The sequence below is a fragment of the Thermodesulfobacteriota bacterium genome (genome assembly GCA_040754335.1).
Lineage (GTDB): Bacteria > Desulfobacterota_D > UBA1144 > Nemesobacterales > UBA2774 > 2-12-FULL-53-21.
In genome coordinates, this window is sequence record JBFMCV010000002.1 from 581,207 (window position 1) to 600,787 (window position 19,581).

Annotated in this window: 20 protein-coding genes; 12 read left to right on the forward strand and 8 right to left on the reverse strand. The window is 54.1% G+C overall.

Annotation, left to right across the window (positions count from 1 at the left end):
• Nucleotides 1–400 precede the first annotated feature (400 nt).
• From AB1598_06110 to AB1598_06125, 4 genes are all read left to right on the forward strand, one after another.
• A complete protein-coding gene (locus AB1598_06110) occupies nt 401–838 on the forward strand; it encodes a nuclear transport factor 2 family protein (GenBank protein MEW6144577.1) in 438 nt (145 codons plus the stop codon).
• 81 nt (nt 839–919) lie between these two features.
• Complete coding sequence (locus tag AB1598_06115; protein MEW6144578.1) at nt 920–2,302, forward strand: SGNH/GDSL hydrolase family protein; 1,383 nt, start codon at nt 920–922, stop codon at nt 2,300–2,302.
• A gap of 306 nt (nt 2,303–2,608) precedes the next feature.
• Nucleotides 2,609–2,917, forward strand: coding sequence for a hypothetical protein (locus AB1598_06120; GenBank protein ID MEW6144579.1), 309 nt, complete (start codon nt 2,609–2,611; stop codon nt 2,915–2,917).
• Nucleotides 2,914–3,519: a diheme cytochrome c-553 gene (locus tag AB1598_06125; GenBank protein MEW6144580.1), complete on the forward strand. Its 606-nt coding sequence runs from the start codon at nt 2,914–2,916 to the stop codon at nt 3,517–3,519. The genes AB1598_06120 and AB1598_06125 overlap by 4 nt, the downstream gene beginning before the upstream one ends.
• Before the next feature lie 55 nt (nt 3,520–3,574).
• Here AB1598_06125 and AB1598_06130 read toward each other — a convergent pair whose 3' ends face one another.
• The 3 genes from AB1598_06130 to AB1598_06140 all read right to left on the reverse strand — a co-directional run bounded on the left by AB1598_06130 (nt 3,575) and on the right by AB1598_06140 (nt 6,433).
• The gene (locus AB1598_06130) at nt 3,575–4,435 is read right to left on the reverse strand and encodes a nucleotidyl transferase AbiEii/AbiGii toxin family protein (protein ID MEW6144581.1); all 861 of its coding nucleotides are present in this window, start codon (nt 4,433–4,435) and stop codon (nt 3,575–3,577) included.
• Nucleotides 4,398–5,540: a type IV toxin-antitoxin system AbiEi family antitoxin gene (locus AB1598_06135; GenBank protein MEW6144582.1), complete on the reverse strand. Its 1,143-nt coding sequence runs from the start codon at nt 5,538–5,540 to the stop codon at nt 4,398–4,400. The genes AB1598_06130 and AB1598_06135 overlap by 38 nt, the downstream gene beginning before the upstream one ends.
• 260 nt (nt 5,541–5,800) lie before the next feature.
• Nucleotides 5,801–6,433 (reverse strand): hypothetical protein, encoded by a 633-nt coding sequence (locus AB1598_06140; GenBank protein ID MEW6144583.1) that lies wholly within the window; start codon nt 6,431–6,433, stop codon nt 5,801–5,803.
• Between the two features lie 124 nt (nt 6,434–6,557).
• On the opposite strand from AB1598_06140, the gene AB1598_06145 reads away from it, so the two are divergent.
• The 4 genes from AB1598_06145 to AB1598_06160 all read left to right on the forward strand — a co-directional run bounded on the left by AB1598_06145 (nt 6,558) and on the right by AB1598_06160 (nt 10,192).
• The gene (locus tag AB1598_06145) at nt 6,558–7,091 is read left to right on the forward strand and encodes an IPTL-CTERM sorting domain-containing protein (GenBank protein ID MEW6144584.1); all 534 of its coding nucleotides are present in this window, start codon (nt 6,558–6,560) and stop codon (nt 7,089–7,091) included.
• 404 nt (nt 7,092–7,495) lie between these two features.
• Nucleotides 7,496–8,008, forward strand: coding sequence for an IPTL-CTERM sorting domain-containing protein (locus AB1598_06150; GenBank protein ID MEW6144585.1), 513 nt, complete (start codon nt 7,496–7,498; stop codon nt 8,006–8,008).
• A 532-nt stretch (nt 8,009–8,540) separates the two neighbouring features.
• On the forward strand, nt 8,541–9,071 hold the full coding sequence (locus AB1598_06155) for an IPTL-CTERM sorting domain-containing protein (GenBank protein MEW6144586.1): 531 nt from the start codon (nt 8,541–8,543) through the stop codon (nt 9,069–9,071).
• A 602-nt stretch (nt 9,072–9,673) separates the two neighbouring features.
• Nucleotides 9,674–10,192, forward strand: a complete 519-nt coding sequence (locus tag AB1598_06160) for a hypothetical protein (GenBank protein MEW6144587.1) — start codon at nt 9,674–9,676, stop codon at nt 10,190–10,192.
• Nucleotides 10,193–11,048: 856 nt separating this feature from the next.
• Here AB1598_06160 and AB1598_06165 read toward each other — a convergent pair.
• On the reverse strand, nt 11,049–12,407 hold the full coding sequence (locus AB1598_06165; GenBank protein MEW6144588.1) for an APC family permease: 1,359 nt from the start codon (nt 12,405–12,407) through the stop codon (nt 11,049–11,051).
• A gap of 574 nt (nt 12,408–12,981) precedes the next feature.
• On the opposite strand from AB1598_06165, the gene AB1598_06170 reads away from it, so the two are divergent.
• On the forward strand, nt 12,982–13,203 hold the full coding sequence (locus AB1598_06170) for a type II toxin-antitoxin system RelB/DinJ family antitoxin (protein ID MEW6144589.1): 222 nt from the start codon (nt 12,982–12,984) through the stop codon (nt 13,201–13,203).
• A gap of 97 nt (nt 13,204–13,300) precedes the next feature.
• The gene (locus tag AB1598_06175) at nt 13,301–13,738 is read left to right on the forward strand and encodes a DUF3617 family protein (protein ID MEW6144590.1); all 438 of its coding nucleotides are present in this window, start codon (nt 13,301–13,303) and stop codon (nt 13,736–13,738) included.
• Nucleotides 13,739–14,229: 491 nt separating this feature from the next.
• Here the strand turns inward: AB1598_06175 and AB1598_06180 are convergent, their stop codons facing one another.
• The 4 genes from AB1598_06180 to AB1598_06195 all read right to left on the reverse strand — a co-directional run bounded on the left by AB1598_06180 (nt 14,230) and on the right by AB1598_06195 (nt 16,936).
• Nucleotides 14,230–14,514 (reverse strand): hypothetical protein, encoded by a 285-nt coding sequence (locus AB1598_06180; GenBank protein MEW6144591.1) that lies wholly within the window; start codon nt 14,512–14,514, stop codon nt 14,230–14,232.
• 515 nt (nt 14,515–15,029) lie between these two features.
• Complete coding sequence (locus tag AB1598_06185) at nt 15,030–15,767, reverse strand: methyltransferase domain-containing protein (GenBank protein MEW6144592.1); 738 nt, start codon at nt 15,765–15,767, stop codon at nt 15,030–15,032.
• Between the two features lie 100 nt (nt 15,768–15,867).
• Nucleotides 15,868–16,617: an SDR family oxidoreductase gene (locus AB1598_06190; protein ID MEW6144593.1), complete on the reverse strand. Its 750-nt coding sequence runs from the start codon at nt 16,615–16,617 to the stop codon at nt 15,868–15,870.
• A gap of 85 nt (nt 16,618–16,702) precedes the next feature.
• Entirely contained in the window at nt 16,703–16,936 is a 234-nt protein-coding gene (locus AB1598_06195) for a hypothetical protein (protein ID MEW6144594.1), read from the reverse strand.
• 266 nt (nt 16,937–17,202) lie between these two features.
• Here AB1598_06195 and AB1598_06200 point away from each other — a divergent pair, with 266 nt between their 5' ends.
• Nucleotides 17,203–17,901 (forward strand): metallophosphoesterase, encoded by a 699-nt coding sequence (locus AB1598_06200; GenBank protein MEW6144595.1) that lies wholly within the window; start codon nt 17,203–17,205, stop codon nt 17,899–17,901.
• 748 nt (nt 17,902–18,649) lie between these two features.
• Nucleotides 18,650–19,579 carry a diacylglycerol kinase family protein gene (locus AB1598_06205; protein MEW6144596.1) on the forward strand — a complete coding sequence of 310 codons (930 nt, stop codon included), beginning with the start codon at nt 18,650–18,652 and terminating at the stop codon, nt 19,577–19,579.
• Nucleotides 19,580–19,581 lie beyond the last annotated feature (2 nt).

The window sequence follows — 19,581 nt, forward strand, 5'->3', positions numbered from 1 at the left end:
GAAAAGATGAGATTGCCGCGGTTGCTTCCGGCTACGCCATTCACCTTCGCTAATCTCCCGGCGGCTCAAAGCCTTTGGGCGGCGTACCGAGCTTCGGAGGATAAAAAGCTGCGCCGGACAAGCCGCAACCTCGCAACGACAGGAAAATTCATGTACACCCCCGCCCGCGCCGCCTCCGCTATCGCCCTTCGTTTAAACTTCGGTTGATAAAACGCTTCGGTTGCTTGCCCTCCCCCCTCAGTCGAGGGGGAGGCAAACTAATATGCGGGCGGAGGGGTCGGGCCGCCGGATTATGCTGAGTAGCTGGATTGAGTCGTAAGATCACGCCGCGCGTGGTGTGCGCACCCATACTGGTATATACTTGCATGCAGATGTTCTACAGCCGAACACGGAGGCGGATATGAAGATTATCAGGACGGCGTTATTCACGGCGGTACTCCTGTCGGGCGTATGCGCGGCATACGCCGGGGACTCGATGAGCGAGGGCGAGAAGCTCGAGAGGAAGATGTGGACGATGATCATTGCCGGAAACATGGCCGCGGTCGAGTCGATGATCGCGCCCGGATTCCAGAGCGTCCACGGGGACGGGGCCAGGGACAGGGACGCGGAGATCAAGCTCCTCAAAGGGCTCGACCCGCTCAAGGTGCAGTTTTCCGATTTCAAGGTTACGGAGCAGGGGGACACCATCATTGTCACCTACAGCGTGTCTGTCGCCGAGACAATCGACGGCAGGAGCCTCACGAACCCCGAGCCTACGCCGAGGCAGAGCGTGTGGATAAGAACTCCGTCGGGCTGGCAGTGGATCGCGCACGCGAACCTGAACCCGATGACGAAGTGACCGCCCCCGGGCCGGGCACGATTCTCCACTGGTTTTCAGGGGCCGGTTTGGTATATAATGTGAACGAACGGGCCCAGGGAGATGAAAGGGGTTAGGACAACCTTTTATACGGCCTTCGCCTTAACCTTACTGATTTTAGGCGCGGTCCTCGTATGGAAGCTCCTCATACGCGGGGAGAGGCCCGGTTTTATAATCATCGGGCTCTCCGCCGTCCTCGCCGCACTCGCGGCGCTTTGCCTCTACTCCGCGGAGGCGGCCGCCAGGGGCCGGGGAAGGGCCGCGGGGCGGCTCTGGCTCTTCATCGCGACCCTCGTAATCACATACGCGGTCGTCGATATCGCAGGCGGCGCGATATTCATCCGTACCGTCTTGTTCCACAACTACCCTGACAAGTACGTCCATCACAAGATGCCCCCGCGCATGCGGTACCTGATGGAAAACCCTTACGGCGACTATAGCGTCGAAATGGTCACCAACAACATGGGGTTCAGGGGGAGGGACATCGGGAAGAAAGCGCCCGGCACGTACCGCATCGTTATGCTCGGCGACTCCTTCACGATGGGGGAAGGTGTGGAGGACGCGAGCACGTTCCCGTGGCTTACTGAGGAGTATCTGAACGGAAGGGGGGGAAGGAAGTACGAGGTGATCAACCTCGGGGTCGAGAGCTATGCGCCTGTGCTCGAGTATTCGCTCCTTAAGAGGGTTATCCGTGAGCTCGGGCCCGACATGGTCATACTCAATTTCGACATGTCCGACCTGCTCAACGAATACGCCTACCGCCGGGCTGCCGTTTTCGACGACAAGGGCGACATAATCGCGGTGGACGGTTTTCCGGAATACGAGAGGAGGAGGGAGAGCGTGACCGAAAGGACGATCAAATGGGTAAGGGAGCGGCTCTTCATAACGGGGATACTGTACGAGACGCTCAACAGGCGGGCGCTTAACCGGGCGGAGCCGGAAGCCGGGGACCTGAGCTTGAGGAACGCAGTCGAGAGGGGGAGCGGGATGCAGCTCCTGCATACGCTCGACGCTCCCCAGCTCCCGCAGTCGGAGGAGATGTACAGGATGGTCGGGGACAGCATACTGAGGGCGAAGCGGCTCTGCGACATGTACGGGTGTACATTCATCCTCTCCGTGTACCCGTGGGGGCACCAGGTGAACGACGAAGAATGGGTGCCGGGCAGGTACGGATATATCCCGGAGGGGGCGCGGATATCGGACAGGACTGTGGAGAAGCTCGGGGAGTTCGCACGTGAAAACGGCATCGATTTTTTCAACGCGTTCCCATGCTTCAGGGAGTATAGGGGCGGGGAGCGGCTCTATTTCAGACACGACATGCACTGGACGCCCGCGGGGCAGAGGCTCATGGCGAAGTCTCTCGACAGGTTCATCGAAAAAGAGCTGGGGATCAAGGAACGGCCGCGCGCGACGTTCTATCCGACGGGGGAGCGGGAACACTTTTGAGGGGGGCAGCCCTGCGGGAGTGAAACCCTTTCATGCTTCGATCCTTCGTCCTTCGACCCTTCGACTTCGTTCAGGACAGGCTCGCAGATCAGTATTGTCCTTGCTCCGTTATTTGGCGAAAGCTGAGGAGTGACGGAGCAATCATATATGAGCGCAGATTCTGCGCCTCAGGGCGAACGGAGCTCAGGACAGGCGCGTAGTTCAGGGCCGGCTCCATTGTATGGCTAAGGCAGAGGAGTAACTGTGAGACTGTATACGAGCGCAGGTTCTGCGCCTCAGGGCGAACGGGTTATATTTGATGGATGAATGAAAGGCGACACCCCCATCCTGTCCTTCCCCCTTGCATGGGGGAAGGAAATTAAGAGAAAAGATGAGATTGCCGCGGTCGCGATCCTGAACGATCCCGAAATAAATCCTGAAACAAGTTCAGGACGGCGTTCAGGGCATGATTCGGGACAGGCTCCTGGCCCTCTCCCCTCGTGTGGAGGGAGAGGGAACTTCTTGGTTGGGCCGAGGAGTCGGATGGAATCATTAAACACACTATGTGTATGCGCGATAGAAAATTACGAAAAATCCGGCATAATTAAAAGTGATTTTCAGGAGGGTGAGAAATGAAAATGATCGATCTGAAATTTGCAGCAGTCATAGCGCTTTCACTCGCAGCCCTGGCCGCGGGGTGCAACAAGAACGCACCCGGGCAGGCGAGCGCGCCTGCGTATACGGCGGCGTCTTTCACGGCCGACCAGGTGACGCGGGGCGCCGAGCTGGTGAACGAGTGGAAGTGCAACTTCTGCCACACGCCCGAGCTCAAGGGCCCCGACGGGAAGCCGATACCCAACCCGGAAAAACTGCTTTCCGGCCACCCGCAGGACGAGCCTGTGCCGGACGTGGCCGAAATGGTCATAACATCGGACGCGTTCATGGAATTCCTCGACAACCTCGACAACACGACGTGGGCGTCTAACGACACGCTCGTCTTCTCGGCGAACCTCACGCCCGACATGGAGACGGGAATAGGGGCGTGGACGCCCGATCAGTTCGTCGCGACGATAAGGCAGGGGCAGCACATGGGACTCGGCAAGAGGCTGCTGTACCCGATGCCGTGGCAGGAGCTCGCGGAGCTTCCGGACGCTGACCTCGTATCCATATACGCGTATCTCCGTACAATCGACCCCGTAAGCAACAAGGTCCCGCCGCCCGTGATGCTTTACAGGTGAGGGGGGAGGACGCAGGCGTTACAGGACTGGATGGCGAAAATGAGAGTCTGATTGGCTATGGGGTTCCGTAAATACCTTTTTTTAGTTCTATCAAAAGGGTTTTACATTTGTCGAGATCTCTGTCGAATGTGATTGATCGTCCGACCATTGTTGTTGCTAATTTAAATTGTCCGGCTTCATCCGTTTCTTCGTCAAGAATACGGAGGATCAATTCTTTCGTTTCTTGTTTGACTATCGCTTCTATATCGTGTCCAAGAAGCCTCGCGCCTGCCTCTTCTATACGGTGGTCGAGCTCTTCCATGATATTGTATTTTTCATTGAAGAGACGGTCTTCATTACCCGCCTGGTAATAGTGCTTTATTATGTGCGCCAGGTCTGAGGCGTCTCTGTCCTCACCCGCTCTCCTATCATTCCATGAAATGAGTTTCAGCGCCGTCAGTCCGGGGAGAGATGCCACCTTTGCATCGAGCACGGGTTCAGCCCTTAACCTGACCCTGAGAGTGTTTTCATACGCCTCACTGAATCCGATAACACTCATGGAGGTTTCGTTCTCAGGCGGCCATGTGATTTCACCTTCAGAGTTCTGAATCTGTCCGAATGGAATTATGTCGATGTATTGTTCTTCTTTATATATAAAGCTGTGTGGGCTTCGATCCTTTCTGAATCGTCCCGTTTCGAGCAGCGCTGCTGAAAGAATATTATATTGCTCCCAGTTTTCGACTTGTATTGCCAGGTCGAGATCCCTGGTCGCCCTGAAGGAACGTATTCCGTATCCCAGCTCGAGTATTAGATCCCTTGCTGTCGCACCAATAACGAAGAAGGGTATTCCCAACGAGCCCGCGATCCTGGATATGTCTTCGAATATCGGAATTAACCCGTCAGTTCTCCCCGATAAGTCCAGCAATCTCTCTGTCATATAAAATTCCTGCCGTCTCGATGTTTCGGGCATCGCCTGTCGCCAGCAGATCGGCGTAAACGATTATTAGAGGAGCGATACCAAGATGTTCGTTCTGATTATCAGGATTAAATCTGTCGTCCCAGAATTGCCGCAGTATCTCGACATTGACTTTCGGATCGTGTCTCATCTGCAGATCGCGTAACAATTGAACCGGCATTTGTTTCGCATAAATCGTTGCGGCCCCGGGCTTGAGGTGACCAGTGAGTTTTGCCGCAGCGACCTCCCCGCCCCAAAGTGCGCCGTAATTTCTGATATCTGTATTCTGCCACCAGTAATCTTGCATAGCGGTATAACGTCCGAGAGTGAGTGCCGGCCTTAATTTCTCGTTGTATTCCTCGACCCATTTGTCGAGTAATTTTTTTCTGTCGACGAGTCTGCGGTGCTTGCGTCTTTGCTCTTTTTTAATTTCGACTAAGAACCCCTGCTCTTTGAGGTGTCTTATGACCCATCCGACCGTGCCCAGAGCCACGTCTGCGGTTTTTGCTATTTTACGATACGGGGCATTTACGAGATCCCTGTCACAGAGAAGAGCAAAGACAACTTTTAAACCTGCGGGTTGAAACGCTTGGTTCCTCGGCTCTCTCATAAAAAGAGCGGGGGGAAAGAATTCTGGAGTAAGCTGTAAAAGCGGCGCGCCTATTGTTTGAGTTTTATTCTCGTTCTCGAATTCATAAGTCCTCGTGTGTTCGCCGGGTTTATTGCCCTTAATGAATATATGCAAGCCCGGCTCTTTTAAATATGCGTTCCCCACAGCGTCAATGTAAGCAATATCTAATTCCTTTAATTTGTCGGCTATATTCGGATTAACGTAATCCGTGATGATCAGACCCTTTCGCGTGAATCTGCGGATTCGGTCAATTACCGTGCCGAGTATGGGCTTGGTGAGTCTCGCTTTGACTTCGACGGCGTAGAGGTATTCTACTCCGTCCTTTTTCAAGCGTACTAAGGCATCCGGCACTTGTCCCGGTGTATCTTTATCAATTTGATCGAGACGATAGTCCACCCCAGTGGTATTTTTAAATACCTCCAGTGCATATCGCAGCAAACCAGTCTCTAATTTCACCCTTTTCATCATACGCTTCAGATGCATTGTACAATATAGATTATTGTACAATATTATTGAACATACGGATTATTTGTACAAATGTCAAGATACTTGTTCAATATTGTCTTGTGTTCAATATTATTGTACTCATTGTCAGATTGTACAATTACAGAATATGTTGAAGAATATCAGGATAATACGAGGTTATCGGAGCATTTAGGATTGGATTTCCCTCCTAAGCACTAACCTTTAATAGGGGGTTGTCATCGAGTATCTTTTCAATTCGCGGGGGAGCAGCGGAAGACGCGGAGCGGGGTTAATTTCCCCGTCTCTAGATCGAAGGAAATTTTCTCTTCGTACTCGACGCCGAGCCCCTGCTGTTTCCATTCGGACGCCTCGGGGCAGGGAATCTTCGCGAGCGCGCCCTCAATCTCGTCACGCGTCTCGTAATACGTAAAGACGCCGTCCTCTATCTTCGCGTCCGAGTACCTGACAGCGCGGAGCGGATATGTCTTCTCTCTCATGTCGAGGATGCTGATCGTGCGGTATGACGGGCCCGTGCCCTGGTCTATGAAGAGGTATCTCCCCGAGACGCCCGCGAAGAAGCCGGCGTCCGCCGCGCCTGCAGGGACGGAGTAATACCTGGCGCCCTTGACGGCTCCGCAGGGGTCGGCAACCTTCTCGGAGGGCTTGTATACGTCTATGTCCCGGCCGGGCGTGTCCGCTGTTTGCCTTACATATATGGTATATTCCCTATAGACATAGGCCGCGCCGTCCGGGCACACGGCCGCTTCCGGCGTGTCCGTGCCGGGGAGGAGCGAGACCGACGGGGGCGCGGGGGCATCTTCGCCTCCAGCGCTCATGAGGAGCGACGAGAGAAAGAGGGCCGCCGCGGGGAGGGCTTTACGCATCCGGGTGATTATACACGGACGCGGGAGCGGGCGGAAAGGGGGCGGGCGCCCTTAATTTGCGCGCTTGCAAAAGATTTTCAAAAATCGTAAAATAGGAACAATCTGATCATTGAGGAGGATTGGAATGGCCAGACTCGCGATACGGTTTTTCCTTATGTTTTCAGTAGCTTCCGGCTTTCTGACACTATCGTCGCAGGGAGGGGAGATAATTATCCCCCCTGGAAATTGCGCATTTGCCATTTTTAAACTTACACCGCAATTCGAAGGCTCTATACCGTTCGAATTCATCCAGTCGGTGAACGGGGTCGAAACCCAGATCACTGTCAACTCGAATTTCGTAGGGCCGCCCGATTTTATTTTCGTCGACCAGGGAGACACCGTAAGCTTCACGGAGCTGCCGCAGGAAGGGTGGACACTTGAGGAGATCGACTGCTTCGAGGGAGTTGGCGTCGAGATCACGAAGTCTGAGGACTCCGTAACCTTCGAATGCGTCAATCCGGTCGGTGAATTATCCGGTGCGTTCTGCGGCTTCTTTAACAGGGTGTCGGCGGATAAGATTCCGACGCTGTCTGAGTGGGGAATGATCTCAGCCGCGGCGGGGCTGGGATTGATAGGTGTGTTCTTTGCGGTGCGGAGGAGAAGGGCGATTAATTCTTAAAGAAAGAAATGCAAATCCCCCCGAACCCCCCTTTAAGAAAGGGGGGAATGAAAAGATGAGTGGGGGATGATCTCGGCGGCGGCGGGATTGGGATTGATAGGCGTGTTCTTCGCGGTGAGAAGGAGAAGGGCGATTAATTCTTAAAGAAAGAAATGCAAATCCCCCCGAACCCCCCTTTAAGAAAGGGGGGAATGAAAAGATGAGTGGGGAATGATCTCAGCCGCAGCGGGGCTTGGGCTGATCGGAGTGTTCTTTGCGGTGCGGAGGAGAAGGGCGCAGTCTGTATAAAAGCGACCAAGAAGAGATAGAAGATGAGATCTTGAGTTGGATCAAGATGATTGAAAAATTGAGCTCCTTTCCTCAGGGAAGGAGTTAAAGCAGCTAGATCTTTGAGGAGGATTGGAATGGTTAAATTCATATTCAATTCTTTGGTTATCCTGCTAACGGCCGCGGGGATGCTGGCGATTACGGCCGGTACCGGCTTTTCACAGCAAGACCAGTGCAGAATTGTCATTACAAAATCTACTGAGCCCGATTCTTCGGAGGTGTTCGATTTCATCAGCATCGTCAACGGTGTCGAAACACAATTTAGTGTGGCCGCTGGTGGTCAGGAGGACGGCGCGATAGTAAACGAGGGAGAGTCCGTCATTGTGACCGAGGTGCCGCGTGAGGGATGGCGGCTCGAAGAGGCCGATTGTTTTTTCCTCGACGGAGCGGTAGCCCTGCCATACCCGGGCGGTGTTCAGGTTTTGTGCACCGAGGGGGGAGAGTTTAACGGCGCAAACTGCATTTTCCGCAACAGGCAGATTCCTGAAATTCCCACGCTCTCCGAGTGGGGTATGATCTCTGCGGCGGCGGGGCTTGGATTGATCGGCGTGTTCTTTGCTGTGAGGCGGAGGAGGATGCACGCTGTTTGATTTAGTCGGATCTTTTATAAAGTAAGGTAAACCCCCACCCGATCCTGATTTGGTTTAGGTGAGATTGAGTCTGTGGTCGATGTGTTTTGTGCCTTCGTTCGAGGGCGACCGATTGCGCAATTTGTATTAATGTTCCAATTACCATACACACTCCCTCAATAGTAATCAGCCGGAAGTGACCAGTTCTTACGCTTGCTCAGAACTGTTGCTTGCAATCGTCTCTCAAGGGAGAGGGAAAAAGCAATCGCGTCTGGAAGCCGCTCCTACAGCTTATTAAAGGCGAGATTCCCGATCAGGTCGGGAATGACAAAGAAAAGAATGAGATTGCCGCGTCGCATACTGCGCTCCTCGCAACGACAGGCCAGGGCGATATTGCCGCGGTCGCGATCCTGACACGGGGAAAGGGTTTCTTTTAAGAGTATTTGCGTCCCCGTACGGGGCGATCGGGGGCCGGTAACTGCCTGCTCCATAATATTGAAAAAATTGTCCCGAAATCGTATAATTGATCAACTTGTCTTGAAGGAGGATCGATATGGTTAAACACTCTTTGAGATTTTTCCTTATGATTACAGTGGTTTCCTGTTTTATGGCTGTTTCGGCGAGAGCCGGGGTGTTCCAGATACCTGATGACAATTGTGGATTTGCAATTATTAAAGTCACGCCCCAGACGGAAAGCGTACCTTTCGAATTCATACAGAACCTGAACGGGGTCGAAACCGAGATCACTCTCTTCTCGAATCCCGAGAAAGAGCCCGAAATCCTGTTCCTCGACCAGGGGGACTTCTTAACATTCACGGAGCTGCCCCAGGAAGGGTGGACGCTCGAGGAAATAACATGTTTCGAAGGCGCGGGCGTGGATATAACCCAGACCGAGGACAGCGTGACATTCGAATGCGTCAACCCGGCCGGAGAATTTTCGCTGGCGTTCTGCCTGTTCGCCAACAGGATTTCTGCGGACAAGATTCCGACGCTGTCTGAGTGGGGAATGATCTCAGCCGCGGCGGGGCTGGGATTGATAGGTGTGTTCTTCGCTCTTCGCAGGAGAAGGGCGTTTAATTCTTAAAAGATAAATCCCCCTTAATCCCCCTTTTTCTAAGGGGGAAATGGAAAGATGAGTGGGGGATGATCTCTACGGCGGCGGGGCTGGGATTGATCGGAGTGTTCTTCGCGGTGAGGAGAAGAAGGGAAAGGGCTGTCTGAATTCACTTGGATTATTAATGTGAGGTAAACCCCCACCCAAACCCTCCCCCTTCTCAAAGGGGGAGGGAATTTAAAGACAAAGATGAGATTCCCGATCGAGTCGGGAATGACAAAACTTAAAGATTAGATTCTGAAACAATCCTGAAATAAATCCTGAAACAAGTTCAGGACGGCGTTCAGGACATGGTTCAGAATGACTGATAGTTGACCCCTTTTCTTCGACACAGAGGGAAGGGGCTTTTTTGTTGACTAATGAACGGCAATTGATGTTCGACGCGATTTCTTAATTCCGGTTCCGCGCAAAGCGAACTTTCGCTCACAGGTTTAACTCACCCCCGCGCAATATTGAGGTGTATAATTACCGTGCCCGCGATTATCGGGGACGTGTTGAACCTGGCGGGATAATATAGTAATATCGTGTGAGCAAGGGGAGTTAACAAATCCATTTAAGGGAGGAATTAGATTATGGAGAGTATCAGATCGTTTAAGAAGTTCGCCGCCGCAGCTGTCTTCGGCGCGTTTGTAATCGCCATTACGGCATCGGCCGTTTTCGCTCAGCCCGTTTATCCACAGCCCCAGCCTGCGCCTCCGCCTCCGCCCTCGCCCTGCTCGTCGCAGGAAGGGATTTCGTGCTCGGAGACATGCGTGCCGATGGTCGTCAACGTGGAGACGGTCAAGTCGAGCGGGGTCGCGATATCTGAGGTCGTCGAGAGCCAGCAGATTAGCATGATTGCGGGGAAGGCGGTAGATTTCACGGCGCATTGTCCCGCGGGGTCGTTCGCGCTGGGCGGCGGTTATACGCTCGTCCCGGAAGACTCGACCATAGATATGAAGGAGATCAGGGTGTCGTCGAGCGTCGCCGACAACATGAACCCGAGCGGATGGAACGGATGGAAGGTATCCGTGTTCAGGAAGGAAGGCGCCGGGTCGCCCGACAACTGTCTCAAGGTCCAGGTACGCGCCTACTGCGTGCAGGGGCAGTAAGCTGGTGAGTCGAGGACGGGTGTGGAGTGTAGCGCCCGCGAGCTGCCGGGTGATAAATTAAATTGCAGTACCCCCTCACCCTGGCCCTCTCCCTCAAGGGGAGAGGGAAATTATTAAAGACAAAGCGCTCCCCGCTCCGCTGGAAAAGGTGGAGTGGGGAGTTTTTTTTGTAATGGAGAAGGATGGCCGTGTCGAACCTGTACTGAAATACCAATGTGTAGGAGCGGCTTTCCTGAATTGATCCTGAAATAAATTCAGGACATGGTTCAGGACAAGCCAGCCGCGATTTATATTTCTTTCCTCCCCCATGAGGGGGGAGGATATAGGTGGGGGCGATAAACACCCGATCTCAGTCATCAATCGCGACACACACGTAGTGTTGTATATGAAATGACAAAGGAAGGAGAAAGGCTGTATTTTTTATCCTTCTTTTCCTTTCCTGAAACAAGTTCAGGACAGGGATGAAAAGAAGCACACACATAGTGTGTTTTATGATTGTTAAGCAGCCACAGGTGCAAATATTATAATTGAAGAAATTGAGCAGAAGCGGAGATTAGAGATCGTATACCTGCGGGTGCTCACCCGCACAGAATTTGCTAAAAATCTTATGTTTAAGCTAAAATCTTTCAAATGGGAAGCTGAAAGATTTTCACGCTTAAACACGCGATTTTCTTGACGCAAATTCTGTAATGTCGGGAAGAGAAAGACGAGATTGACGCGGCTCCTTCGCACATTGCTTCCGTCTCCGCTAGAGCTACTCCGGACAAGTCGGAGCCTCGCAACGACAGGAATTATTTTGTACACCCCCACCCTAGCCCTCCCCCCTCAAGGGGGAGGGGATTTTATTTGAAGGCGCTTATACGACATTCCTCATGCGGAGGTATCTGACGCCGCGGAATACGGCCTGATATATGAAGGGGAGGGCCATGAGCCCGGCGATGAACCAGAGGTCTTTTCTGTTTGCGGGGCTCCGGGCCGTCTCGGCGATCATCACCGCGAGAGCAGCGAGGCACACCGCGGCAGCCGTGAGCGATACGCGCCTGCTCGATCCCGTCTCTTTCGCGAGCTTCGCTGAGGCTATGTTGACCATGAGGAATATGACGATGAACCCGGCGCTCGCCGCGGCCGAGAGCGAATGGAGGTCGAGGAAGTTCGCGATCAGCAGCACCAGCGCCGAGATCACGACAAGACCTACGGGACGGCGCCCCTTGTACTCCCACAGATATACTGGAGGGGCCTCCTCTGTCCGGGCTAGTATGACGGGGAGCTTCGACGCGCCGAAGAGCCCAGCGTTTATCGCGGAGGCGGTCGCGAGCACCGCTCCTGCCGCGAGGAGCACGAAGCCCGGCCTGCCCATGAACAGCTCGGCCGCGGCCGAGAGCGTGTAGTCGCGCGACGCCGTGACGGCGTCGAAGCTCATGTGCCCGAGCACGACTATGATTATCAGCACGTAGAACGCGAGGGCCGTGCCGACGGAGCCGTAATAGGCGAGCGGGAGGTTCCTCTCCCTGTCCCTCACCTGGTCGGACACGTTCGCTATGAGCTCGAACCCTTCGTAGCTGAGGAAGACCAGCATGCCCGCGGCTATTATGCCGGGCGCGGAGACCCATTCGGAAGGCTCCATACGCGCGAACGTGAGGCCGGACGCGAAAAACCCGAAGACGACGAAGACGAGGAGTATGAGAAGTTTGCTCAGGTTGAAGAAGCCTTCCGACCTTTCGACGAGGGCGGGGCCCGTGAAATTGACGAAGGCTAGGGCAACGACTACCGCCGAGACTAAGACCCTGTGCCAGAGTGCGTATTCGCCGCGCGGAAAGAACGTTGCGGCCGCGTAGTTGGCGAAGGCGTAGGCGTAGACTGAGAGGAGGACGGCGTAGCTCATCACGAGAAGGACGTTTAGGGAGCCCGTGAAGAACCCGGGGCCGAAGGCTTTGTTGAGGAACGTGACCGTGCCGCCCTTGCCCGGATAGGCGAGCGAGAGCCTGACGTACGAGTACGCGGTGAGGAGAGCGACAAGGCCGCCGATGAGGAACGAGATGAAGGTAGCGCCTCTGGATTCGACTGTCGCGAGGCCGAGAGTCGCGAAAATTCCGCCCCCGACGATGCCTCCTATGCCGATAGAAAACGCGCCCATGAAGCCTATTGCGCCGCTTCCGCCCGCTATGTCTTCGTCAGGGTTGTCGAGTCGCCTTCTGATCCTCGATATGAGCGCCATAAGTCCTCGCTGTGCGGGGTCCTGAGCCCGCGACGGAATTTATATAACACATGGGAGGGAAAAAGATAGCGGGCATCCCCTGTGTGGTTTATGAGAAGACGAAGAGAAGGGACGATTATATTTCCCTTCTTTTCCTTGATGAAAATACGTACTGTGGCACACAATGTGTAATTTGTAACAAGTCAAGGAAAGAGAAAAGGCAACATATTATTTTCTTCTTTGTCTGGATACAAAGAAGCAAAAATCATCCGACTACAAAATTTGCTAAAAATCTCATGTACTCGCTAAATCTTCCAATTCCACCCCAGCCCGTGGAAGATTTTTCACACTCGTACAATCGATTTTCTTAACGCAAATTCTGTAATGTCGGGAAGGAAAGACCTTCCGATTGATTGTGGGTCTAAGGTAAACCCCCCACCCATACCCTCCCCCCTTCATAAGGGGGAGGGTAATAGAGAGTTGGGGAGGATGCCGCGGTGTGTCCTCAATAGTAGCAATAATAGATAGAAACAATGTATGGACAAATGTAATACAATGTATTATTATGTGTCGAGAGCGGATCAAGGAGGACGGAATGGGAAAGGATTCCACCATATACGTAAGGATAGAGGAAGGGGAGAAGAGGGAGTTCGAGAGGCTGGCGGAGAGCCTGGGGATGACCCCGTCGGGGGCGGTGAGGCTCTTCATAAAGAAGGCGCTCGCCGTGAAGGCGATACCGTTCAGGGTAGGGCTCCCCGAGGAAGGGAATGCGGACGACCCGGAGGAGAAGGAGGACTACGAGAGTCTCTTCAGGTGAGGGAATCGGATCGTCAGGCGCCTGTTGTTGATGAAAGGCGGTTCGTGCACTATAATCTTTCATCTTCGATCATGCTGATAACGGAGGAAGTTCTAAAATGAAAATCGCGTTAAAGTATGTGACGGTTATGTTTCTGGCGGCATTGCCGATGACGGGAGCGTCGGCGCAGGATGCGGTGCTCGACGTGACGCCAGGGAATTACAAAATCAGCAGGGAAACCACCTCGAGTGATACCGCAGAGCCGATAGTCAATAACGAGGAGAGATGCATCAGAGATAAAGTGTTCAACCCGGTGAGCGCGCTCCCGCAAAACAGAGGCTGCACTGCCAAAAACGTGAAGAAGAGCGGTAACACAGTAACCTTCGACATCACCTGCACGGGCGGGGCCGAGATGCCGCCTATGACGGGCAAAGCCGAGTATAGCTCTAACGGTATGGCGATAGGCTGGAACATTGAGTTCAAAGTCGATGTCGAGGGGAAGACTTTGACGATCGTCAACAAGGCCGAGGGGAAGCGGGTGGGGGACTGCAAGTAGTGGTGCGACGCAGGGTGTGTGTATGTTGGTTAATACAAAAGCGAGACCCTGAAACGAGTTCAGGGTGACAAGATTTATTAGTTATTTTAAGGTACACCCCTACCCTGAAACAAGTTCAGGGCAGGCTCCTGGCCCTCCCCCCTATGCAGGCGAGGGAAGTAAAGAGAACAAATAAATCCTCCCTGGCCATTTTGACTCAAGCAGCATATAGCCGGGAGTTGATTTGCACTTGAGCCGTTGTTGTAAATGCGACCGGTTTAATTTGGCTTCACAGGATTTTCCCAAAGGAATGGGCGATCTTGCACTCAGCCAGCGGCGACCAATTGCTTGCTTGCTCGCAATTGTTTCACGCTCAGAACCGTTATCCGGGAATGACAGAATATTAAATCCACCCTAGCCCTCCTTTACAAAAGGAGGGAACTAAAGGCAAAGAATATATTTCTCGCCCGGCTCGAAATGACGGATTAAAAGTTATGGATGGTTGAGAGTGGTCAGTCGCAGATCGTGTATTTAGTGCAGAGGACTGTTTTGTAGTTCCGGCTGACGAGTATCTGGTTCGTGAACACTGGCGGCTTCAGGTACGTTATCTTCGTGTCGCTCCCGGATTCCGTTACTTCCTGCCGATAGGGGATGACGTAGATGTACGATATCACGTCGTCCGGGTAGGAAGTGTAGACTATCACTTCCCCGGACCCTTCGCTGCCCATGGTAAGGGCAGGGGCTGTCATCAGCACCGCGATTAAAGCGAGAATTACCTTCTTCATAAGCCTAAACAAATACCTGTTTCTCCGATGTGTCAATATCTGCAACTAAAATACGACTGAAATTTGTAAACGGATTCAGAAAAATTGTTACAGAGGGACAGGGAAGGGGAGGGGATTGATATATGTAATGGGGAAAGGGGGTTAGGGGGGCTACCCTCATTCTGTCATCGCGAGGCGATGTAATGGCCGCGGCGATCTCGCTATTTCATAAGATTGCCGCGGCTCCTCCGGAGCCTCGCAATGACAAATAAAAAATATATCGCGGCTGGAAGCCGCTCCTACGGGTTTTAGAAGATCTGGATTCCCGGCTTCCCCCTTCGCCATCCTCCTTCGCTAATTCCCCGACGGCTCATAGCCTTTGGGCGACGTGCCGAGCTTCCCCCTACGCTTAAGCTTCGGGGGACAAGTCGGGGGACAAGCAGCACGAACGGGATTTGTTGGATGAATGAGTGAAAGGTAACACCCCCATCCTCACCTTCCCCCTTGATTGGGGGAAGGAAACTTATAGCGTGTGCTCATCTTCTATGCTATGTATGTTTGTATTTGAATACGGTGTAGAGGCCGGTCGGGTCTGAGTATGCCTCTTCCGCCGTGCGGAAGCCGGCTTCGGCGCCGAGGCGAATCCACTCCGAAGGAAGCTCCGGGATGTCGGATTTCTTCACGTGGTCGAAAACGATATCGAGCTCTTCGGGCGTGAGGCTCGTCCAGTTGCGTTTTACGACGTCGCTGAACCTGTCGAAGTATGTCGTCCTGTCTTCGCCCTCCGTGAGCGTGGGCTCGTATATCATGTACACGCCGTCTTCGGGGAGCGCGGCATATACCTTCCTCATGAACTTTTCCTTTTCGCCGGTCTCGAGGTGGTGCACCGAAAGCCCGACCCACACGACGTCGGGCGGTATGTCCATCAGCGTGTCGAACTCCTCGAAATCGCCCGTGATGAGGCGGTGCTCGGCGTGGAGCCGCTCGAGCTCCTTCCCGGCTATCTCAAGCGCCCATTCGGAGAGGTCGATGCCCGTGTACTCGCTTACGCTCGTGCCCAGGAGGCTGCGGGAAGTCCAGTATGCGTCCCCGCAAGCGAGGTCGGCGAACGAGAAGGGCCAGTCTATCTCTGTGTTCAGTATTTCGTGGAGTCTGCCGTACGCGGCTTTGTGGGACATGTAGTCGTGCTCGACCACTTTCCTGTATATGTCCCAATGGCGGCGGAATATCTCCGTTACTTCTTCAGGGGTGTGTCCGTTCCTGAGCGGGTGATGGAATCCCGGCATTGCGCGAGCCCTCCGTGCGGGTTTTGAGTAAGGATACTGCCTCCGGGCGGAGAGGGGAAGGGGTGGGATTCCCCGCGCCGCCGTACGCGTTTCGTGCTGACTAGACCTGCGCCATGCCGCCGTCTGCGGTGATTTCCGAGCCGGTGATGTAGGATGAATCTCCCGAAGCCAGGAACACCGCTACCGCGGCGATCTCGTCCGCCGTACCGAAACGCCCGAGGGGCACCATGGCGCCTATATTTTTCTGAAACTCGTCAAGCTCTTTCTGAGAGAGGCCCGTTTTGCCGAAGATCGGCGTATCTATCGGGCCGGGGCTGAGCGCATTCACGCGGATCCCTCTAGGAGCGAGCTCCGCAGCGAGCGTGCGGGTGAAGGAACGGAGTGACGCCTTCGCCGCCGAATAAACACCGAATCCGGGTACGCCTTTCACGTCGGCGACCGAGGTCGTAAAAATTATCGACGAGCCCTCTTTCAGGAGCGGGAGGGCTTTCTGCACCGTGAAATAAGCCCCCTTGACGTGGACATTGAAAAGGTCGTCGAATGACGCCTCGTCCTGCTTGTCAATGGTCGCGGATAGAGTATTGCCGGCGTTGAGAAACAGGATATCCAGACTTCCGTAGAGCTTTTTTACTTTTTTGATGAGAGGCTCAATGTCTTCAAGCTTCCCCGCGTCGGCGACAATGCCCGATGCGTTCGGGCCCAGCTCGCGGGCGGCTTTCTCCACCGCATCGGCGCGTCTCCCGGTGATCGCCACCCTTGCGCCTTCGCTGATAAAGCGCCTTGCGGAGGCGAAGCCTATTCCGCTGTTCGCGCCCGTTATTAACGCGGTCTTGCCTTCTAATCTGCCCATTATTAGACTCCTTTCGGAACTGATGTCGATATACCTTTAGTAGCATCTAAGCGCCCGGGGATTCACAGCGAGACGCATCCCGGAATCACTGCTTTATTTCGACGGGCAAAGAGTTGTAGACGGAGGTGCCGTTCACTTCCTCTATGTTCACGTCGAGGACCTTGTCTATGCTCGAGCCGTCTATCTGCTTCAGGTTGACGTCGATGATCCCGGTCGTCGCGTCAGACTCCTTCGTTTCGAAGAACGGGTAAAGGAATATGCCCCAGAGCGCGAGCGCAATGAGGGTGAGGACTACTTTGGTGTAGGTGTCTATTTTCATGTGATGCCTCCCGGGGATAGTTTAACCCGGGATGGGGAAGGATACAGGATGCAAAATGCAGGATGCAAGATACAGGATTAATGAAGTCGATTCCCGATTTCTCGGGAATGACAGAGTTAATATGGTAAACCCCCACCTACGCCCTCCCCCTTTCTTAAAGGGGGAGGGAATTAAAAATCCGTGCTTCGACAAGCTCAGCACGAACGGGTGGGTGGAAATTTTTCCGCCTGTTGCAAATACACTACCGAGCGAGAATACTTCCTCACATGAGGACGTTCGTAATTGGCGACATACACGGGAACCTTCGCGCGCTCAGACAGGTGTTCGAGCGCTCGGGGTTCGATCCGGACAGGGACAGGCTCGTTTCGTTAGGCGACGTGTACGACGGCCATCCTCATTCAGCCGAATGCGTCGACGAGCTGATGAAGGTGAAGCGCCTCGTCTGGTGCATGGGGAACCACGACGCGCTCGCGCTCACGTGGCTACGGGGCGAGTGGGACGGCAGGCGGTCGCTCGGGAAGTGGAGCGTCGGGGACCTGGCCGCGATCGCGCTCTCTTACGGAGACGGGCGGACGGAGGCCGACCGGGAACGGATGAGGAAGCATCTGGAATTCGCCTGGGGGAAGTGCGTTCCCTACTACGCGGACGAGGAAGGGAGGTTCTACGTGCACGCGGGGATCGACTGGAATTATCCGCCTGACAGGCAGCCCGACCCGGAGGTCTATTACACGGACAGGAATACGTACGCGGTGCTCGCGCAGCTCTACGAGCTAGGCGGGCTCAGGTTCCCTTACAAGGACGTTTTTATCGGGCACACGAAGACGATCATCGAGCATCCGGACGGGAAGCCCGTGAGGCGGGCCAACCTCTGGAACCTCGACACGGGCGCGGGGACGTACGGGAAACTCACGATAATGGACGCGGGGACGTACGAGTACTGGCAGAGCGATTGGGGGGAGGAGTAGGCGAGGGGGTAGGGGGGAGGAATCGCCCGCGCTGTGTAGATTATGAAAAAAAATAAGAAAGGTGAAATAGATTATTTTTATCCTTCTTTTCCTTTCCTGAAATGATCCTGAATCAAGTTCAGGACTTGGTTCGGGACAGGGATGAAAAGAAGCAAAAATCATCCGACTGTACAGAATTGGCTAAAAATCCCAAGTTAACGCTAAAATGTTTTAATTCCTCCCACACACCTAAAACATTTCTTAACGCGTTAACAGCTGATTTTCTTAACGCAAATTCTGTAATGTCGTGGAAGGAAAAAAAGCGAGATTGCCGCGTCGCTACGGTTCGTTTGACAGTTACTATTAGCAAAGATCAGTCGCATTTCCGCCATTTTTCAAGTGCGACCAATTCCTCGCACGCTCGAAATCGTTCTCGCAATGACGATGTGGGGAGGCAGAGGAGGTTCACTAGAATCGGATATGAGCACACATTGTGTGCCGCAGATTCCGCGCCGTAAATTTGACAGTAGGAAATATCAGAGCCAAGAAAGCATCATGCATGCTATTAGGAGAGAGAGACCGATTCCTCACTCGTTCGAAATCGTTCAGTAATGTCCCTATTGCCCGCCGTAAAACGGCGGGCAATAGTAGAATTATAAGTTGCTACCTCGCCATGTTAATGAGCTTGGGTGGGTATATTACTGTAAATCCCCCACCCAGACACTCCCCCTTTCTAAAAAGGGGGGGAAATTGTTGAGAGTGGTTCGAGATGAGGTTCAGGAACGTACACGTGATAGTTAATCCGGCGTCGGGGACGGAGCCCGCGGACGTGGAGATGATAAGGTCGAAGCTCGCGGCCTCGGATTCCGTGTTCAGGATCGCGCTCACGGAGACGGACACGGGGCCTGAGGTCCTCGCCCGGAAGGCTGTCGAGGAAGGCGCCGACCTCGTCGTGGCAGCCGGAGGAGACGGTACGGTGCTCGGCACGGCGGAAGGGCTTATCGGGACGGGCGTTCCGCTTGGCGTCATTCCCGAGGGGACGGCGAACGTCTTCGCAGCCGAGATGGGAATACCTTCTGACAGCGGCAAGGCGCTCGACCTTCTGCTTGGAGACGAATGCGAGGTGAGGCAGATAGACGTGGGAGCCGTCGTCGGCGAGCATTTCCTTCTCAGGGTCGGGATCGGGATCGAAGCCGCGATGACGGTGCTCACCGAGCCCGAGCTCAAAAGCAGGTTCGGAGTGCTCGCCTACATGTGGACCGCGTACAGACATTCGCGGCAAGCGGGGCGGACGCTCTACGAGCTCGATATAGACGGGCGGAAGATGCGGATGAGGGGCGTCACGTGCGTCGTGTGCAACTCGGGGAACCTCGGACTCCCGGGATTGAAGCTCATGCCGGAGATAGATCCTGATGACGGATACCTGAACGTCGTCGTCGTGAGGCAGGCGACGCTCCCCGCTCTCTGGTGTATCGTCTCGAACGCGGTGAGGGGACTTATTTCCGTGAAGAAGGGGTGGGGGGAGAGGAAGGACATACATCTCTATTCGGCCCCGGCGCGGGAGGTCTCGGTCAATCCGATACCGGCGCAGATAGTGGCGCGGGACGGTGAGCAGATCGACTCGCGCTTCCCTCTAACGATTACGATAGAGCCCGGAGCGCTCCGTGTCGCGGTTCCGCGGAAAGAGGTTATAAAATAAGA

Excerpts from the sequence above, each read along its gene's own strand:
- AB1598_06110 (MEW6144577.1), top strand. The coding sequence starts at position 401 with ATGAAGATTATCAGGACGGCGTTATTCACGGCGGTACTCCTGTCGGGC.
- AB1598_06115 (MEW6144578.1), top strand. The coding sequence starts at position 920 with ATGAAAGGGGTTAGGACAACCTTTTATACGGCCTTCGCCTTAACCTTA.
- AB1598_06120 (MEW6144579.1), top strand. The coding sequence starts at position 2,609 with ATGAAAGGCGACACCCCCATCCTGTCCTTCCCCCTTGCATGGGGGAAG.
- AB1598_06125 (MEW6144580.1), top strand. The coding sequence starts at position 2,914 with ATGAAAATGATCGATCTGAAATTTGCAGCAGTCATAGCGCTTTCACTC.
- AB1598_06130 (MEW6144581.1), bottom strand. The coding sequence starts at position 4,435 with ATGACAGAGAGATTGCTGGACTTATCGGGGAGAACTGACGGGTTAATT.
- AB1598_06140 (MEW6144583.1), bottom strand. The coding sequence starts at position 6,433 with ATGCGTAAAGCCCTCCCCGCGGCGGCCCTCTTTCTCTCGTCGCTCCTC.
- AB1598_06145 (MEW6144584.1), top strand. The coding sequence starts at position 6,558 with ATGGCCAGACTCGCGATACGGTTTTTCCTTATGTTTTCAGTAGCTTCC.
- AB1598_06150 (MEW6144585.1), top strand. The coding sequence starts at position 7,496 with ATGGTTAAATTCATATTCAATTCTTTGGTTATCCTGCTAACGGCCGCG.
- AB1598_06155 (MEW6144586.1), top strand. The coding sequence starts at position 8,541 with ATGGTTAAACACTCTTTGAGATTTTTCCTTATGATTACAGTGGTTTCC.
- AB1598_06160 (MEW6144587.1), top strand. The coding sequence starts at position 9,674 with ATGGAGAGTATCAGATCGTTTAAGAAGTTCGCCGCCGCAGCTGTCTTC.
- AB1598_06165 (MEW6144588.1), bottom strand. The coding sequence starts at position 12,407 with ATGGCGCTCATATCGAGGATCAGAAGGCGACTCGACAACCCTGACGAA.
- AB1598_06170 (MEW6144589.1), top strand. The coding sequence starts at position 12,982 with ATGGGAAAGGATTCCACCATATACGTAAGGATAGAGGAAGGGGAGAAG.
- AB1598_06175 (MEW6144590.1), top strand. The coding sequence starts at position 13,301 with ATGAAAATCGCGTTAAAGTATGTGACGGTTATGTTTCTGGCGGCATTG.
- AB1598_06185 (MEW6144592.1), bottom strand. The coding sequence starts at position 15,767 with ATGCCGGGATTCCATCACCCGCTCAGGAACGGACACACCCCTGAAGAA.
- AB1598_06190 (MEW6144593.1), bottom strand. The coding sequence starts at position 16,617 with ATGGGCAGATTAGAAGGCAAGACCGCGTTAATAACGGGCGCGAACAGC.
- AB1598_06195 (MEW6144594.1), bottom strand. The coding sequence starts at position 16,936 with ATGAAAATAGACACCTACACCAAAGTAGTCCTCACCCTCATTGCGCTC.
- AB1598_06200 (MEW6144595.1), top strand. The coding sequence starts at position 17,203 with ATGAGGACGTTCGTAATTGGCGACATACACGGGAACCTTCGCGCGCTC.
- AB1598_06205 (MEW6144596.1), top strand. The coding sequence starts at position 18,650 with ATGAGGTTCAGGAACGTACACGTGATAGTTAATCCGGCGTCGGGGACG.